The sequence below is a fragment of the Kitasatospora sp. NPDC004531 genome, from assembly GCF_053602195.1.
The window spans coordinates 18,205-34,443 of the sequence record NZ_JBSGDD010000010.1 but is presented as its reverse complement, the minus strand read 5'-3'; the positions used below and the strand labels follow the sequence as shown (position 1 = coordinate 34,443).

Annotated in this window: 15 protein-coding genes; 12 read left to right on the top strand and 3 right to left on the bottom strand. The window is 73.5% G+C overall.

Annotated features, from left to right (window positions below; genetic code table 11):
• Nucleotides 1-23: 23 nt before the first annotated feature.
• The 6 genes from coaD (at nt 24) to mutM (ending at nt 4,436) form a co-directional block, all read left to right on the top strand.
• Nucleotides 24-509 carry a pantetheine-phosphate adenylyltransferase gene (gene coaD, locus ACWEMJ_RS07220; RefSeq protein WP_452135974.1) on the top strand — a complete coding sequence of 162 codons (486 nt, stop codon included), beginning with the start codon at nt 24-26 and terminating at the stop codon, nt 507-509.
• A 132-nt stretch (nt 510-641) separates the two neighbouring features.
• A complete protein-coding gene (locus ACWEMJ_RS07215; protein ID WP_452135973.1) occupies nt 642-1,790 on the top strand; it encodes an ATP synthase F0 subunit B in 1,149 nt (382 codons plus the stop codon).
• Nucleotides 1,791-1,946: 156 nt separating this feature from the next.
• Nucleotides 1,947-2,540 carry a YceD family protein gene (locus tag ACWEMJ_RS07210; protein ID WP_452135972.1) on the top strand — a complete coding sequence of 198 codons (594 nt, stop codon included), beginning with the start codon at nt 1,947-1,949 and terminating at the stop codon, nt 2,538-2,540.
• 49 nt (nt 2,541-2,589) lie between these two features.
• Nucleotides 2,590-2,763 carry a 50S ribosomal protein L32 gene (gene rpmF / locus ACWEMJ_RS07205; RefSeq protein ID WP_035866499.1) on the top strand — a complete coding sequence of 58 codons (174 nt, stop codon included), beginning with the start codon at nt 2,590-2,592 and terminating at the stop codon, nt 2,761-2,763.
• Between the two features lie 20 nt (nt 2,764-2,783).
• Nucleotides 2,784-3,572: a ribonuclease III gene (gene rnc / locus ACWEMJ_RS07200; protein WP_452135971.1), complete on the top strand. Its 789-nt coding sequence runs from the start codon at nt 2,784-2,786 to the stop codon at nt 3,570-3,572.
• 6 nt (nt 3,573-3,578) lie between these two features.
• Nucleotides 3,579-4,436 (top strand): bifunctional DNA-formamidopyrimidine glycosylase/DNA-(apurinic or apyrimidinic site) lyase, encoded by an 858-nt coding sequence (gene mutM / locus ACWEMJ_RS07195; RefSeq protein ID WP_452135970.1) that lies wholly within the window; start codon nt 3,579-3,581, stop codon nt 4,434-4,436.
• A 19-nt stretch (nt 4,437-4,455) separates the two neighbouring features.
• Here the strand turns inward: mutM and ACWEMJ_RS07190 are convergent, their stop codons facing one another.
• Entirely contained in the window at nt 4,456-5,370 is a 915-nt protein-coding gene (locus ACWEMJ_RS07190; RefSeq protein WP_452135969.1) for a hypothetical protein, read from the bottom strand.
• Between the two features lie 200 nt (nt 5,371-5,570).
• Here ACWEMJ_RS07190 and ACWEMJ_RS07185 point away from each other — a divergent pair, with 200 nt between their 5' ends.
• Complete coding sequence (locus ACWEMJ_RS07185; RefSeq protein ID WP_452135968.1) at nt 5,571-6,932, top strand: hypothetical protein; 1,362 nt, start codon at nt 5,571-5,573, stop codon at nt 6,930-6,932.
• Between the two features lie 56 nt (nt 6,933-6,988).
• Here the strand turns inward: ACWEMJ_RS07185 and ACWEMJ_RS07180 are convergent, their stop codons facing one another.
• The gene (locus tag ACWEMJ_RS07180; protein ID WP_452135967.1) at nt 6,989-8,254 is read right to left on the bottom strand and encodes an MFS transporter; all 1,266 of its coding nucleotides are present in this window, start codon (nt 8,252-8,254) and stop codon (nt 6,989-6,991) included.
• A gap of 169 nt (nt 8,255-8,423) precedes the next feature.
• On the opposite strand from ACWEMJ_RS07180, the gene ACWEMJ_RS07175 reads away from it, so the two are divergent.
• The 5 genes from ACWEMJ_RS07175 to ftsY all read left to right on the top strand — a co-directional run bounded on the left by ACWEMJ_RS07175 (nt 8,424) and on the right by ftsY (nt 15,396).
• Nucleotides 8,424-9,221, top strand: a complete 798-nt coding sequence (locus tag ACWEMJ_RS07175; RefSeq protein ID WP_452135966.1) for a hypothetical protein — start codon at nt 8,424-8,426, stop codon at nt 9,219-9,221.
• Nucleotides 9,222-9,347: 126 nt separating this feature from the next.
• Nucleotides 9,348-9,641, top strand: coding sequence for an acylphosphatase (locus ACWEMJ_RS07170; protein WP_452135965.1), 294 nt, complete (start codon nt 9,348-9,350; stop codon nt 9,639-9,641).
• 382 nt (nt 9,642-10,023) lie between these two features.
• Nucleotides 10,024-10,227: a hypothetical protein gene (locus ACWEMJ_RS07165; protein ID WP_400893773.1), complete on the top strand. Its 204-nt coding sequence runs from the start codon at nt 10,024-10,026 to the stop codon at nt 10,225-10,227.
• A gap of 300 nt (nt 10,228-10,527) precedes the next feature.
• On the top strand, nt 10,528-14,118 hold the full coding sequence (gene smc, locus ACWEMJ_RS07160) for a chromosome segregation protein SMC (protein WP_452135964.1): 3,591 nt from the start codon (nt 10,528-10,530) through the stop codon (nt 14,116-14,118).
• Between the two features lie 24 nt (nt 14,119-14,142).
• Nucleotides 14,143-15,396, top strand: a complete 1,254-nt coding sequence (ftsY, locus tag ACWEMJ_RS07155; protein WP_452135963.1) for a signal recognition particle-docking protein FtsY — start codon at nt 14,143-14,145, stop codon at nt 15,394-15,396.
• Between the two features lie 64 nt (nt 15,397-15,460).
• Here the strand turns inward: ftsY and ACWEMJ_RS07150 are convergent, their stop codons facing one another.
• Nucleotides 15,461-16,126, bottom strand: coding sequence for a bifunctional DNA primase/polymerase (locus ACWEMJ_RS07150; protein WP_452135962.1), 666 nt, complete (start codon nt 16,124-16,126; stop codon nt 15,461-15,463).
• Between the last annotated feature and the right edge of the window lie 113 nt (nt 16,127-16,239).

Below are 16,239 nucleotides of genomic sequence, written 5' to 3'. Positions count from 1 at the left end.
CCGCCCCACGAGGGAGCACATCCATGCGCCGCGCCGTCTGCCCGGGGTCCTTCGACCCCGTCACCAAGGGCCACATCGACATCATCGAGCGGGCCTCGAAGCTGGTCGACGTGGTGCACGTGGTGGTGGCGGTGAACCCCAACAAGCAGGGGATGTTCTCCACCGAGGAGCGGATCGGCCTGATCGAGGAGACCACCGCGCACCTGGGCAACATCCAGGTGGAGCCGCACACCGGCCTGCTGGTGGACTACTGCCGCGAGCGCGGCATCCCGGCGATCATCAAGGGCCTGCGCGCGGTCAGCGACTTCGACTACGAGCTCCAGATGGCCCAGATGAACCACGGCCTGACCGGCGTGGAGACGCTGTTCGTGCCGACCTCGCCGACGTACAGCTTCCTGTCCTCCAGCCTGGTCAAGGAGGTGGCCACGCTGGGCGGCGACGTCTCCCACCTGCTGCCCGACGTGGTGCACCGGCGACTGGTCGAGCGGATCGCCGAACGCCGCAAGTGACGCCAGGGGTGTTGTGAGCGGCGGGGTGGGTGGCCGTACAGTCTGTACTCCCGGCCCCGGGACCGCCGTTCGCGATTCCGTGGCACTGCCTCCGCCGCACCTCGGCGGCACACGGAAAGACTGAAGACGCCCGTGGACGTGCAGCAGAAACTCGACGAGATCATCGCCGTGGTCGAGAAGGCCAAGGCGATGCCGATGTCGGCCTCCTGCGTGGTCAACCGTGCCGAACTGACCGGCCTGCTGCGCGAACTGCGCGAGGCGATGCCCGCCGAACTCGCCAAGGCGCAGTCGGTGGTGGCGGACCATCAGCAGATGGTGGCCGACGCCCAGGCGCAGGCCGACCAGATCATCCGCGGCGCGCACGACGAGCGCGGCTCGCTGATCTCGGACACCGAGGTGGTGCGCAAGGCCCAGGCCGAGGCGGACCGGATCCTGGCCGAGGCACGCGCCGAGGAGCGCACCAAGCTCGCCGAGGCGGACGACTACGTCGACTCCAAGCTCGCCAACTTCGAGGTGGTGCTCACCAAGACGCTCGGCGCGGTCGGCCGCGGCCGGCAGAAGCTGCGCGGCGAGGCCGGGGTGTACCAGCCGGAGGGCGACGGCGCCGAGGACGGCGAGGAGTTCCGGCCGCAGCGGATCAGCCCCAGCCCGGAGGCCGACGAGTACGTCGATGTGAAGCTCGCCACCCTGGAGGCGGTGCTGTCGGCGACCCTGGAGGCGGTCGGCAAGGGCCGCGACAAGCTGCTCGGCAAGGCCCCGATCGACGAGCTGGGCGCCTACCTGGCCGCCGCCGACGAGGCCCAGCAGCTGAAGGACCGCGCCGAGGCGGTGGCCGCCGGCTTCGCCGCCGACGGCGAGCAGTCCTGGTACGCGGACGTCCCGCAGCAGCAGACCTGGCCGGAGCAGACCCCGGCCGCGGCGGGCTGGCAGAACCCCGCCGAGGACCAGTACGGGCAGCCGCAGGCCCCGCAGTACGCCGAGGTGTACGGCGGCGGCTACGACCCGGCGGCGGCCCCGCAGACCGACCCGTACGGGCAGCCCTACGGCTACCAGCAGCCGGCCGACCCGGCGTACTACCAGCAGCAGCCGTACCAGCAGCCCGGCTACGACCAGTGGGGCAACCCGCTGCCCGCCGACCCGAACGGCTACCAGCAGGTGCCGCCGCAGCCCCAGCAGGTGCCGCAGCTGCCCCAGCAGCAGCAGGCCGGGCTGGACGAGACCAGCTTCTTCGACACCAGCATGATCGACATGACCCGGCTGCGGGAGCTCGGCGGCCGGTGAACGGGCGAGTTGGGTCAGACCCGGACTCTCGGGTAGTCTGACCACTCCGGCCTGCTTGTGCCGGGTTCGCCGCGTGCCCGCGTTCGGGCCGCGCACCGCAGGAACCACATCCGCGCCACGCAGGGATGCGTGCCGCCGCCAGGAAGTCAGGAAACCTTGAACCGCCTCGACCACCGCGACCCCCTCGTGTTCGACACGCACGAGCTCGGCCGTCGCCCCGGCTCGCTGCGCAAGGTCTCCCGCACCCTGGAGGCCCCGGCGGAGCTGGGCATCGCGGATGTGATCGGCGTCCCGGAGAAGAGCGAGATCAAGCTGGAGCTCCGCCTGGAGTCCGTGGTCGAGGGCGTGCTGGTCACCGGCACCGCCCAGGCCCACGTGACCGGCGAGTGCTCCCGCTGCCTGGAGCCGGTGGAGGACGACCTGGAGGTCGACTTCCAGGAGCTGTACTACTACCCGGAGTCCGAGGAGCGTCACCGCGCGATCGCGGGGGACGACTTCGACGAGGAGTCCGAGGACGAGACTTACCGCCTGGAGGGCGAGCTCTTCGACCTCCAGCCGGTGCTGCGTGACGCGGTGGTGCTCGCACTGCCGCTGCAGCCGGTGTGCCAGGACGACTGCCTCGGCCTGTGTTCCGAATGCGGAGCACGGCTGAGCGACGACCCGTCGCACCACCACGACGCCGCCGACCCCCGGTGGGCGGCTCTGCAGGGACTCTCCGCCGCCCCCGGCGACGAGGGTGACGAGGAATAAGACACAGCGGTACCCGTGAGGGTCTCGCCGAGAACCAGGAGATTTAGCCGTGGCTGTTCCGAAGCGGAAGATGTCGCGCAGCAACACGCGTCACCGGCGTTCCAACTGGAAGGCCGTCGTGCCCGCGCTCGTCGCGTGCGACCGCTGCCACGAGCCGAAGCTTGCGCACATCGCGTGCCCGAGCTGCGGCACGTACAACCGTCGCCAGGTCCTCTCGGTCTGATCGGCGGGGTGCACGGATCGATGTCGGACGGCAGCAATTCCTCTCGCAAGCCGAACCCCGGGACCAACGGGGGTAAGGGCGGCGGGCCGGCTTCGACCGAATACGACGTCCTGGAAGGGCGCCTCGGGTACCCACTTGAGCGCGCCCTTCTGGTACGTGCCCTGACCCACCGCTCGTACGCGTACGAGAACGGCGGGCTGCCCACCAACGAGCGCCTGGAGTTCCTCGGCGACTCGGTGCTGGGCCTGGTGGTGACCGACACCCTCTACCGCCTCCACCCGGAGGTCGCCGAGGGGACGCTCGCCAAACTCCGTGCCGCGGTGGTCAATTCCCGCGCGCTCGCCGAGGTCGGCCGCGGCCTGGACCTCGGAGCCTTCATCCGGCTCGGCAAGGGTGAGGAAGGGACCGGCGGCCGCGACAAGTCGTCGATCCTCGCCGACACCGTCGAAGCCGTGATCGGCGCCATCTACCTCGACCAGGGCCTCGACTCGGCCACGGACTTCGTCCACCGGCTGTTCGACCCGCTGATCGCGGAGTCCGCGCTGCTCGGCGCCGGCCTCGACTGGAAGACCAGCCTCCAGGAACTCACCGCCGCCGTCGGCATCGGTGTTCCCGAGTACGTGGTCAGCGAGTCCGGACCGGACCACGAGAAGACCTTCACCGCCGCCGCCCGGGTGGCCGGCCAGGACTACGGCTCCGGGAGCGGACGCTCCAAGAAGGAAGCCGAGCAGAAGGCCGCCGAATCCGCCTGGCGCGCCATCAAGGCCAAGCAGGACGGCGACGGCGGTCGGCCGACCGCGGCCGCCTGACCGCCCGTGCCCGAGCTCCCCGAAGTCGAAGTCGTCCGCCGCGGCCTGGCCCGCTGGGCCGCCGGCCGGACCGTCAGCGACATCGAGGTGCTGCACCCGCGCGCCGTCCGCCGACAGGCCGGCGGCGCCGAGGAGTTCACCGCTCTGCTGCGCGGCCGCACGCTCGGCGAGCCGCAGCGGCGCGGAAAGTATCTGTGGGTGCCGCTCGGCTACGGCCTGTCGATGATCGGCCACCTCGGCATGAGCGGCCAACTCCTCGTCCAGGAAGCCGACATGGCGGACTCGGTGCACCTGCGGGTGCGGCTCCGGTTCGCCGACGGCGGCACCGAGCTGCGCTTCGTCGACCAGCGCACCTTCGGCGGCCTGGCCGTCGAGGAGACCGAGCCCGACGACCCCGAGGCCACGCCGCTCTCGCTCGCCCACATCGCCCGCGACCCGCTCGACGCGCGTTTCGACGACGCCGCGTTCGCCGCCGCGCTCAGGGCGAAGCGCACCACCGTCAAGCGGGCGCTGCTCGACCAGACCCTGATCAGCGGCGTCGGCAACATCTACGCCGACGAGGCGCTGTGGCGCAGCCGGTTGCACTACGACCGCCCCACCGCCGGCCTGACCCGCCCCGCCGCGCTCGCCCTGCTCGGGCACGCCCGCGAGGTGATGACCGCCGCGCTCGCCGTCGGCGGCACCAGCTTCGACTCGCTGTACGTCAACGTCAACGGCGAGAGCGGCTACTTCTCCCGCGACCTCGACGCCTACGGCCGCGAGGGGCAGCCCTGCCGCCGCTGCGCCACCCCGATGCGCCGCGACGCCTGGATGAACCGCTCCAGCTACTACTGCCCGAAGTGCCAGCGCCGCCCGCGAGGCTGACCTTGCGGGCCCGGCACCGTCAGACCGATTTCCCGGCGGCGGCCTTCTCCTCCTCCGCCGCGGCCTGGATCGCGCCGCCGTCCTCGCCGAAGTAGGCGACGCCGACGGCGCTGACCACCGCGAGCAGGAAGCCGAGGACGGCGAGCCAGGCCAGGCCCGGGCGGGAGGAGTCGCCGAGCCACAGGACGCCGACCGCGCCCGGGACGACGGTCTCGCCGACCACCAGGGCGGCGGTCGCGCCGTTCACCGAGCCGACCTGCAGGGCCACGGTGTGCAGGTACATGCCGCCGATGCCGGCGATCAGAATGGCGTACAGGGCCGGGTCGGCGAGCAGCGCGGTGATCGAGAACGGCTCGATGCCGTCCAGGATCCGCACGCCGATGCCGAGCGCGCCGAAGCCGAGACCGGACAGCAGGCCGGCCACGATCGCACCGCTGGAGCCGAGCCGGCGCACCAGCAGCGAGCCGCCGGCGATCAGCACCGCGGAGCCGATCAGCAGCGCCCAGTGGAAGCTCCTCGCGGCGTGGTGGCCGCCCTCCGGCCCGGCGGCGACGGCGAGCAGCACCAGGGCGCTGCACAGGATGCCGATGGACAGCCATTCCAGCTGGCGCAGCCGCAGCCCGAGCAGCTTGATCGACAGCACCGCGGTGATCACCAGGTTGGCGCTGATGATGGTCTGCGACAGGAACAGCGGCAGCAGCCGCGCGGCCAGCGCGCCCAGCCCGAAACCGATGAAGTCCAGCACCGTGCCGAGGATGAACTCCCAGGTGACGGCGGCCTTCGCGGTCGAGGCCAGGCTAGGCCCGCCGTGCGCGGTGACGGTGCCGTCGGCCGCCTCCTGCCGGGCCGAACGCCGGGCGCCGACGGCTTGCAGCACCGATCCGGTGCCGTAGCAGACGGACGCGGCGACGGCGGTGACGAGGCCGAGGATCACGCTGGTGGCTCCTGTCGGGGGAGGGAAGATCGGCACCACTATGCCTGCTCGCGGCGCCGACACGGCCGCCCGGGCCCCAACTCCGGCCGGTCGGCGGGGGTGCGGACCGCCGGGCTCGTCCCGAGGTAGGGGGAGATCTCAGGGTCGGACCGTCCCCGGGTAGGGCGTGGATCCCAGGTCGGGACCGGTACGGTCTGGGTATGAGAACTGTGCTTCGCCGCTCCCGAGCCACCGGGCCGGCCGCCGTGCTGGCCGCTCTGCTCGGTCTGTTGATGGTCCTCGGACTGTCCGCGCCCGCCCAGGCGGCCGGGTTGAACGACGCGGCCAGCTCCCTGAAGTCGACCCAGGTGTACGTCGACCCGGCGATGACCGGCCGGTTCTCCAAGGACCAGGCGGACGCGCTGGCCAAGAAGCTGAAGAAGGCGGACAAGCCGGTCTTCGTCGCGGTGCTGCCGGACAGCGACGCCTACGCCCCGAAGACCCTGCTGCGGGACCTGCGTTCCAAGGTCGGCATCGTCGGCGTCTACGGCGTGTGGCGCGGCAACGCCTTCGACGTCGGCTCCGACGCCAAGGCCATGCCGAACGCCTCCGCGAAGAACATCGCCGGCGCGGCCTTCCGCTCCAACAACGGCGACATCAACGCCACCGTCAACGAGTTCGTCGACCAGGCCGTCAAGCAGGCCAAGGGCAACGGCCCGAACCACAGCGCCTCCGCGGCCTGGGTCGTCGTCCCGGTGGTGCTGCTGGTGCTGGCCGGCGGCGGCGTGTTCCTGCTGTTCCGCCGCGCCAAGAAGCGCAAGCAGGACAAGGCCCGCGCCGAACTCGCCCAGCTGCGCACCGTGGTCGACGAGGACATCACCGCCTTCGGCGAGGAGCTCGACCGGCTCGACTTCAACCCCGGCGCCCCCGGCGCGGACGACGTCCAGCGCGCCGACTACACGCGGGCGCTGGACTCCTACGACCGCGCCAAGCGGACCATGGACGAGGCCACCAAGCCCGACGACGTCCGCCCGGTCACCGAGGCGCTGGAGGACGGCCGGTTCGCGCTGGCCACCCTCGCCGCCCGCCGCGAGGGCCGCCCGCTGCCCGAGCGCCGGGTGCCGTGCTTCTTCGACCCGCGGCACGGCCCCTCCACCGTCGACGTCCAGTGGGCGCCGCCCGGCGGTGCGCCGCGCACCGTTCCGGCCTGCGCCGACGACGCGTCCCGGCTGGCCGTCGGCCAGGACCCGTACATCCGCACCGTGCAGACCGAGCACGGCCACCAGCCGTACTGGAACGCCGGCCCGGCCTACAGCCCCTGGGCGGGCGGCTACTTCGGCGGCGGCATGCTCCCCGGCCTGCTGGTCGGCACCATGCTGGGCTCGATGCTGTCCACCCCGAGCTACGCGTACGCGGCCGACCACCACGGCTACGGCGGCGGCGACTACAACGGCGGCGCGGACGCCGGCGAGTACTCGGGCGGCGACTTCAACTCCTCCGACTTCTCCGGCGACTTCGGCGGCGGGGACTTCGGCGGCGGCGATTTCGGTGGCGGCGACTTCGGCGGTGGCTTCGGCGACTGACGCCCCGCCTCCCGGCTGCCCGGCCCCCGGTCCCGTCTGCGGACCGGGGGCCGCTGTCATGCCCGGGCGGCGGCGGGCGCTTCGGCGGCGGCCCCGACGGCGGCGGGCTCGGCGGGCTCGCGGCGGCCCAGGACGAGCAGGGTCAGCGCGCAGGACGCCAGCTGCCAGAGCGCGCCGAAGCCCAGCACCGACCCGGCGCCGACCCGGTCCGCGATCGGCCCGGCCAGGGCCAGCCCGACCGGCCCGAAGGCGAACGCGCCGAGCGTCCCGTACGCGCTGACCCGGCCCAGCGCCTCCGGCGGGACGTGGCGCTGGGTCAGGGTGGCGAACAGCGTGCCGCAGACGATCGACGTCACCCCCGCGCCGGCCGCCGCGAGCGCCACCGCCGGCAGCGGCCAGCCCAGCGCCAGCGCACCCGAGGGCAGTGCCCAGCCCGCCGTCACCGCGACCGCCGTGCGCAGCGGCCGGGCGGGCCGGCGGCCGAGCAGCAGCAGCCCGCCGAGCACCGCGCCCGCCCCGTACGCGCCCATCACCACGCCCCAGCCGCCGGCCCCGCCGAGGCGCCGGTCGGCGACCACCGGGCCGAGGATCAGGAACGGCGCCCAGACCAGCAGGTTGAACAGGCAGGCCTGCACGGTGCTCACCCACTGCCACCGGCGGGAGCTGAACTCGCCCCAGCCGGCCCGCAGTTCGGCCAGCAGCGAGGGCTCGCCGAGGTTCGTGCGGGAGACGGCGGGCAGCCGGAGCAGGGCGAGCGCCACGCCGCCGACCGCGTAGCTGAGGGCGTCCACGAGCAGGACCCAGCCGGGGCCCGCGACGGCGGTCAGCGCACCGGCGACGGCCGGCCCGGCCACCGCGGCGCCGTTCCGGGCGATCCCCACCAGGGCGTTGGCGTCGGAGAGTCGACCGGCCGGGACGAGCCGGGGCAGCAGTGCGTCCTGGGCCGGCATGAAGACCGCCTCGGCCAGCCCCCAGAGCGCCATCAGCGCGGCCATCGTCCACACCCCGGCGTGCGCGGTGAACATCAGCACCGCCATCGCCGCCTGGGTCGCGAAGCGCAGCCCGTCCGAGCCGAGCATCACCGGGCGCGGGCCCAGCCGGTCCGCGGCCGCGCCGCCGAGCACCAGCAGCAGCACGATCGGCAGGATCCGCGCGGTCATCACCACGCCGAGCCCGGAGCCGCCGCCCCCGCCGTCGAGCACGGCGAACGCCACGGCCACCGAGGCCATCGACGATCCGAACAGCGAGACGGCGAAGCCGATGAAGAAGAGGCGGAACTCCCGCCCGCGCAGGACGGCGAGCCGCCGTGAGGTCAGCGTCATGGACGGCAGAGTGCCCCGCCGCCGAGGCCTGCGACAAGGGCTTCCGGCGAAAAAGTTGAGTGTGGGGGCATCAATTTTCGGCAGCTTCGAAATGGCCGCAGTAAATCGAGCATTTACCGCTGTGGGAGCGTATGTTGACGCCGCATCGGCTCGGCGGTTTACTGCGGATATGACACCCGTGGAGTTCGCCGTCGCGGCCGAGCACTACCTGGCGGAGGCCCGACTCTCGGAGGGCTCCCGGCGGGTCTACCGGATCGCCCTGCACACCTGGGCCTGGCTGCTGGTCGGACGCACCCCGCCGGTCGGAGCCGACCGGCGGCGGGCCGCGCCGCCGGTCGTGCCGCTCGCCCTGCTGGACGGGCCGGACGCTCCCCGCCGGGTGGCCGAGGCGTTCGCCGCCCGGGCCGCGTCCGTCGGCGCGCGCACCGCCAACCGCGAACTGTCCGTGCTGCGGGCCGCCGCCCGCCGGTGGTGCGAGCACGGCTGGCTGGCCGCCGACCCCGCCGAGGGGCTGCGCCCGCTGCCCGCCGCCGCGCCCGGGCCCGCGCTCACCGACGCCCAGGTGCGGGCCGTCCTCGCGCTGCGGGTGCCGCTGCGGGAGAAGGTGTTGTGGCACCTGGTGCGGGAGACCGGCGCACCGATCGAACGGCTGCTGGCGCTGGACGTGGACCGGCTCGACCCCGCCGACCGGCTGGCCCGGCCCGCGGCCGGCGAGCGCCCGCTGCGCTGGCGCGGCGGCACCGCCCGGCTGCTGCCGCTGCTGATCGCCGGCCGCAGCGCCGGCCCGCTGTTCCTCACCGACCGCCGCGCCCCGGCCGGCACCCCGGAGCGCGACCGCTGCCCGCTCACCGGCCGGGCCCGCCTCTCCTACCGCCGCGCCGCCGAGCTGTTCACCGCCGCCACCGCCCCGCTGGACCCGGCCGGGCGCGGCTGGACGCTGCACCGGCTCGCCGAGCCGCGCCACTGAGGGCCAGGCCGGTGTGCAGGGGGCGATGCCGGTGGCGTGAATGCGCGCGGGCAGGTGAGGAGGCACAGTGGAAGGGGCGTGAAACCCGTTCCGTGCGCCCCTGAAGTGCCCGACTATGGTCGACGCATGCAAGGTCACGACAGTCACCGTCCCGTCCGCGCCACCATCTGGGTGCGTGGGCGTGTCCAGCAGGTGGGGTTCCGCTGGTGGACCAGGGCCAGGGCCCTGGAGATCGGGCTGACGGGCTACACGAGCAACCTCGGCGACGGCCGTGTCCAGGTGGTCGCCGAGGGGCCGCGCGCGGACTGCGAGCGGCTGCTCGCCGCGCTGCGCGGGCCCGGAACGCCAGGTCGGGTCAGCGGAGTCACGGAAATCTGGACCGCCGTGGGCGACGGGTACGAGGGCTTCGCGATCCGATGAACACACCGCGGTTGCCGGTCGGAGGAGAGCCGCCGGCAACTGCCGGTGTCATGCGGTTGCCATCCGGGCAGACTCGTGGTTGACTCCGCAAGCGTAGTGATCCACTACCCCGGCCGATGGCGTGACGATCCCGCCATGCAGGTGACAGGGGCGCGGTAGCGTGCGGTGATCGTGTTGACCCGTACGGTCTTTGGTGAGACGCTGGAAACCCGCGCACAGGTCTGAGTTTACCGGCGAGGCTCCGCCGTGTGAGCATGCCACTCACCAGCGGCAGTCCCGTAGTGCCCAGCCAGCACGTCCGGCGCGCAGGCGCGTGCGTACCCCTTCCCCCAAGACCCACACCGTACACGGTTCGGTCACTCAGCGTGGAGGACCACACATCATGGCAAAGGCGCTTCTCGGTTACGTCGGCGGCCCCGACCCGCGAATGCTCTCCGAGATGCGACGGCTGCAGCAGCGCGTCCAGGACCTGGAGAACGAGCTCATCAAGCTCCAGGCCGAAAATGATGCGCTGATCGCTGTCGCTGACGAGCACTCGCTGCTCAACAGCATCGACCTGGACCAGCGCGAGCCGGCCCTCACCTGATCGAAACGATCCCGATCGACCTGATCAACTGATCGCTCGTGGTCCTCACGATCGACGCTGTGACGCACTGAGCTTCCCCGGCAAGGGGATGGCAGCCTGCAAGGGACGTCCGAGGCGGACGTCCCTTCGTCGTGTCCGAAACGTTCTTGTGCGGCAACATGCCCAGCGCGCGGCGTGGCCAAACCGCCACCTGGGGGCAGCCGGGCGGCCCGGCCGGATACAGTCGCCAGCGGTGGGCCTCCGCACCGGACGGGCCCGCCGGAACACGGCGACGACGGCGGGGCGGAGGAGGACGGCCGGGTGCATCTGAAGAGCCTCACCCTGCGCGGGTTCAAGTCCTTCGCCTCGGCGACCACCCTGCGCTTCGAACCCGGCATCACCTGCGTGGTCGGCCCCAACGGCTCGGGAAAGTCCAACGTCGTCGACGCGCTGTCCTGGGTGATGGGCGAACAGGGCGCCAAGTCGCTGCGCGGCGGCAAGATGGAGGACGTCATCTTCGCCGGCACCAGCGGGCGCCCCCCGCTCGGCCGCGCCGAAGTCAGCCTCACCATCGACAACACCGACGGCGCGCTGCCCATCGACTACACCGAAGTCACCATCACCCGGACGATGTTCCGCAACGGCGGCAGCGAGTACGCGCTCAACGGCACCGTCTGCCGGCTCCTCGACATCCAGGAACTGCTGTCCGACTCCGGCATCGGCCGCGAGATGCACGTCATCGTCGGCCAGGGCCAACTCGACTCCGTGCTGCACGCCGACCCGATGGGGCGCCGCGCCTTCATCGAGGAGGCCGCGGGCGTCCTCAAGCACCGCAAGCGCAAGGAGAAGGCGCTGCGGAAGATCGACGCGATGCAGGCCAACCTGAACCGCGTGCAGGACCTGGTCGCCGAACTCCGCCGCCAGCTCGGCCCGTTGGGACGCCAGGCGAAGATCGCCCGGCGGGCCGCCGGCATCCAGGCCGAACTGCGCGACGCCCGGCTGCGGCTGCTCGCCGACGACCTGCTCGCCCTGCGCCGGGCCGTCGAGGCGGAAGTCGCCGACGAGTTGGCGCTGAAACTGCGCCGCACCACCGTCGAACAGCAGCTCGCCGCCGCCGTCCAGCGCGAAGCCGTCCTGGAAGCCCAGGTCGAACAGCTCGGCCCGGCCCTGGAGGAGGCCCGGCAGACCTGGTACCGGCTGTCCGCGCTCGCCGAACGCACCCGCGGCACCGTCGGACTTGCCGAAGCCCGGATCCGCGCCGCCGCCACCGCCGGACAGCCGGACGAACGGCGCGGCCGCGACCCCGAGGAGCTGGAACGCGAAGCCGCCCGGATCCGCGAGCAGGAAGCCGCCCTCGAAGCCGCCCTCGAACAGGCCCAGGGCGCCCTGGCCGAAACCGTCGAGGAGCGCACCGCACTCGAACGCGCCCACGCCGAGGAGGAGTTGCGCCTCAGGGCGGCCGCCCGGGCGATCGCCGACCGCCGCGAAGGCCTCGCCCGCCTCCAGGGCCGGGCCGCCGCCGCCCGCTCCCGGGCCGGCGCCGCCGAAGCCGAGATCGAACGACTCGCCACCGCACGCGACGAAGCCCAGCTGCGCGCCGAAGCCGCCCAGGCCGAATACCGGGAACTCCTCGAACGCAGCGAGCGGACCGAAGCCGGCGACGAGGAGACCGAGCGCCGCCACGACCTGGCCCGCGCCGCCCTGGCCGACGCCGAACGGGCCGCCGGCGCCGCCCGCGAGGCACTCGCCGCCGCCGAGCAGGAACGCGCCGCACTCACCGCCCGGCACGACACCCTCGCCCTCGCCCTGCGCCGCAAGGACGGCAGCGCCACCCTGCTCGGCCGCCCCGGCGTCCTCGGCCCCGCCGCCGAACTGCTGCACATCGAGCCCGGGTTCGAACTCGCCGTCACCGCCGGACTCGGCGCCGCCGCGGACGCCGTCGCCGTCCAGGACCCGGCCACCGCCGCCGCCGCACTCGCCGACCTGCGCGCCGAGGACGGCGGCCGGGCCGCCCTGCTGATCGCCGCCGCCGGCACCGAAACCGCCGACCCGCCGCCCGAAGGAGCCCGCTGGGCAGGGCAGTTGGTCGACGGCCCGCTGGCCGCGGCCGCCCGCCGCCTGCTGCGCCGCACCACCGTGGTGGAAAACCTCGACGCCGCACGGCAGTTGATCGAGCGCCACCCGCAGTGGACGGCCGTCACCCCCGACGGCGACCTGCTCTCCGGCGCCTTCGCGCACGGCGGCTCGCCCGGCGCCCCCAGCGCGCTGGAGACCCGGGCCGCCGTCGCCGAGGCGGCCCGCGGCATCGAAGAACTCGACGGCCGCTGCGAGGAATTGACCGAACGGCTGGCCGAGGCACAGGAACAGCGCCGCGAACTCGCCGCCGAGGTCGAGCAGTTGGCCGCGCTGCGCCGGCAGGGCGAGAAGCGGCGCGCCGAACTCGCCGGTGCGCTCGGCCGGTCCGCCGGCGCCGCCCGGGCCGCCGCCGGCGAAGCCGAACGCACCGCCACCGCCGCCGGCAAGGCCGAGAGCGGCCTCGCCGAGGCCCGCGCCGCCGCCGACGAACTCGCCGAACGCCTCGCCACCGCGCAGGAGTTGGCCGACAGCGGCGAGGACGAACCGGACGGCGCCGAACGCGACCGGCTGGCCGCCGCAGCGGCCGCCGCCCGGCAGACCGAGATGGAAGCCCGCCTCGCCGTCCGCACCCACGAGGAGCGGGTGCGCGGACTGGCGGGCCGCGCCGACCAGTTGGACCGCGCCGCCCGCGCCGAACGCGAAGCCCGGGCCCGCGCCGCCGAACGCCGCGCCCGCGCCCGCCGGGAAGCCGCCGTCGCCGGAGCCGTCGCCACTGCCGCCCGCCAACTGCTCGGCCGGATCGAGGAGACCCTCGCCACCGCCGAGACCGAACGCGCCGCCGTCGAGGCCGACCGGGCCGCCCGCGAGAGCGAACTGCGCCAGTTCCGCGAGCACGGCCGCGAACTCCAGGCCGAGCTGGACCGGTTGGTCGACGCCGGGCACCGCGACGAAGTCCTGCGCGCCGAGAAGCGGCTGCGGATCGAGCAGTTGGAGGCCAGGGCGCTGGAGGAGTTCGGCATCGAGGGCGCCGAGCTGCTGGCCGGCTACGGCCCCGACCAGCCCGTTCCGGCGCCGCCGCGCGAGGACGGCCAGGACGGCGAGGAGCCCGCCGCGCCCCGCCCGTACGTCCGGGCGGAGGTGGAGAAGCGGCTCAAGGCCGCCGAACGCGCCTACCAGCAGCTCGGCAAGGTCAACCCGCTCGCGCTGGAGGAGTTCGCCGCGCTGGAGGCCCGCCACCAGTTCCTCGGCGAACAGCTCGACGACCTCCGCAAGAGCCGCCGCGACCTGCTCGACATCGTCCGCGACGTCGACGCCCGCGTCGAGCAGCTGTTCACCGCCGCCTACCAGGACACCGCCGCCCAGTTCGAAGGCGTCTTCGCGCGGCTGTTCCCCGGCGGCGAGGGCCGGCTCGTCCTCACCGACCCCGAGAACATGCTCACCACCGGCGTCGAGGTCGAGGCCCGGCCGCCCGGCAAGAAGGTCAAGCGGCTCTCCCTGCTCTCCGGCGGCGAACGCTCGCTGACCGCCGTCGCCCTGCTGGTGGCGATCTTCAAGGCCCGGCCCAGCCCGTTCTACGTCATGGACGAGGTCGAGGCCGCGCTGGACGAGACCAATCTGCGCCGGCTGATCGCGATCATGGAAGAACTGCGGGAGAGCTCCCAGCTGATCGTCATCACCCACCAGAAGCTCACCATGGAATCCGCCGACGCCCTGTACGGCGTGACCATGAAGGGCGACGGCATCTCCCAGGTGATCAGCCAGCGCCTGCGGATGCCGGAGCGGCGGCGACAGCACAGGACGGAAAGGCCGGAGCCCGCACAACCCGGGCCCGCGTAGGCGCTAAGTGATACTGGACGGGTTATGGAATACGTGATCCTTGCCGTTGTCATCGCGGTGGTCGCCATCGGCGCGATCACCGGACTCGTCGTTTCCGGCAAACGACGCAAAGAACTGGACCGGCCGAGCCAGACCCCGACGATCACCGCGCCGCCCAAGGCCGACCGCCCGGGCGCGCCCGCCGAGTCGGCCGGGACCGCCGCGGCGCCACCGGTCGAGAAGCCCGCGGTCGAGACGCCCGAGGCCGACAAGCCGGCGGTCGAGGAGCCCGTCGCCGAGCAGGCCCCGGTCGAGCAGCCCGCAGTGGAGGAGGTGCTGGTCGAGGAGGCCGAGGCCGCCCCCGCGATCGAGGTCCCCGAACCCACCGCCGGACGCCTGGTCCGACTGCGCTCGCGGCTCTCCCGCTCGCAGTCCACCCTCGGCAAGGGCCTGCTCACCCTGCTCTCCCGCGACCGCCTCGACGAGGACACCTGGGAGGAGATCGAGGAGACCCTCCTCACCGCCGACGTCGGCGTCGGCGCCACCCAGGAGCTCGTCGACAACCTGCGCACCCGCGTCAAGGTCCTCGGCACCCGCACCCCCGACGAACTGCGCGGGCTGCTCCGCGAAGAGCTGATCAAGCTGATCGGCCCCGAGCTGGACCGCACCGTGCACTCCATCGAGTCCGACGGCGGCCCCGCCGTGGTCCTGGTGGTCGGCGTCAACGGCGTCGGCAAGACCACCACCACCGGCAAGCTCGCCCGCGTCCTGGTCGCCGACGGCCGCAAGGTCGTCCTCGGCGCCGCCGACACCTTCCGCGCCGCCGCCGCCGACCAGCTCCAGACCTGGGGCGAGCGCGTCGGCGCCCACACCGTGCGCGGCCCCGAGGGCGGCGACCCGGCGTCCGTCGCCTTCGACGCCGTCAAGCAGGGCATCGCCGACGGCGCCGACACCGTCCTGGTCGACACCGCCGGCCGGCTCCACACCAAGACCGGCCTGATGGACGAGCTCGGCAAGGTCAAGCGCGTCGTCGAGAAGCACGGCCCGGTCGACGAGGTGCTGCTCGTCCTCGACGCCACCACCGGTCAGAACGGGCTCGTCCAGGCCCGCGTCTTCGCCGAGGTCGTCGACATCACCGGCATCGTCCTCACCAAGCTGGACGGCACCGCGAAGGGCGGCATCGTCATCTCGGTGCAGCGCGAACTCGGCGTCCCGGTCAAGCTGATCGGCCTGGGCGAAGGCGCGGACGACCTCGCGCCGTTCGAGCCGGGGGCGTTCGTGGACGCGCTGCTGGGTTGATCGGTCCGTCGGCGAGGTCCGTCCGAGGAGTCTCCTCGGACGGACCTCGTTGTGTGTGCGCCCCTCACCCCGCCAGGGACGTCTCGCGGTCCCGGGTGCGGTGGCAGGCGTAGGCCAGCGTCCCCAGCAGCAGGCGGGCCTCCGGGGGAGGGGTGTCGGCGGTGGGGCGGCGCAGCCACCGCATCGGGCCGAGGGGGCCGAGCGGGACCGGCGGGGCGGCGACGTACGAGCCCAGGCCGTGGCAGGCGAGGTCGAGGGAGGCGTCGTCCCAGCCCATGCGGTAGAGCAGGTCGGGGAGGCGCTCGGCGGTGCGGGGCGCGACGAAGAGCAGCAGCCGGCCGGTGGGGGAGGCGAGCACCGGCCCGACCTGGGTGCCCATCCGTTCGAGCCGGACCAGCGCCTGCAGGCCGGGCTGGGCCGGTACGTCCAGCACGTCGAACTGGTGGCCCGTCGCCAGCAGCAGCGGGGCGTCCGCCGGACAGCGGGCGGCGATCTCGGCCGCGCCGGTGCCGGGCGCGACGAGCGGGCCGACCAGGTGGTGCAGGTTGGGCGCGGCGCACAGCGGAACGCCGCAGTCGCAGCGGGTCGAGGTGTGCGGGGGAGGGCTGCCGGCGGCAAGCGTCCAACCCCAGCGCTCGGAGTACTCGGTGGCGGTCCGGAGCGCGGTGGGCCGGGTGCGGCGGCGGGCGCCCAGGGGCGCGAGTCGCAGAGTGCCGAACAGCTTGTCCATGCCTCCCCCAACCGGTTCCGGTTGCCGCTGGTTACGGGATGGTGACGGTGCGTCGCCTGGTGGGCGCGTGATGCGTGGTGCGCCGGAGGCGCGCGCGGACCGGCGCACACCGA

Excerpts from the sequence above, each read along its gene's own strand:
- ACWEMJ_RS07150 (WP_452135962.1), bottom strand. The coding sequence starts at position 16,126 with ATGGACAAGCTGTTCGGCACTCTGCGACTCGCGCCCCTGGGCGCCCGC.
- ACWEMJ_RS07185 (WP_452135968.1), top strand. The coding sequence starts at position 5,571 with ATGAGAACTGTGCTTCGCCGCTCCCGAGCCACCGGGCCGGCCGCCGTG.
- coaD (WP_452135974.1), top strand. The coding sequence starts at position 24 with ATGCGCCGCGCCGTCTGCCCGGGGTCCTTCGACCCCGTCACCAAGGGC.
- ACWEMJ_RS07175 (WP_452135966.1), top strand. The coding sequence starts at position 8,424 with ATGACACCCGTGGAGTTCGCCGTCGCGGCCGAGCACTACCTGGCGGAG.
- ACWEMJ_RS07180 (WP_452135967.1), bottom strand. The coding sequence starts at position 8,254 with ATGACGCTGACCTCACGGCGGCTCGCCGTCCTGCGCGGGCGGGAGTTC.
- ACWEMJ_RS07165 (WP_400893773.1), top strand. The coding sequence starts at position 10,024 with ATGGCAAAGGCGCTTCTCGGTTACGTCGGCGGCCCCGACCCGCGAATG.
- ACWEMJ_RS07170 (WP_452135965.1), top strand. The coding sequence starts at position 9,348 with ATGCAAGGTCACGACAGTCACCGTCCCGTCCGCGCCACCATCTGGGTG.
- rnc (WP_452135971.1), top strand. The coding sequence starts at position 2,784 with ATGTCGGACGGCAGCAATTCCTCTCGCAAGCCGAACCCCGGGACCAAC.
- ftsY (WP_452135963.1), top strand. The coding sequence starts at position 14,143 with ATGGAATACGTGATCCTTGCCGTTGTCATCGCGGTGGTCGCCATCGGC.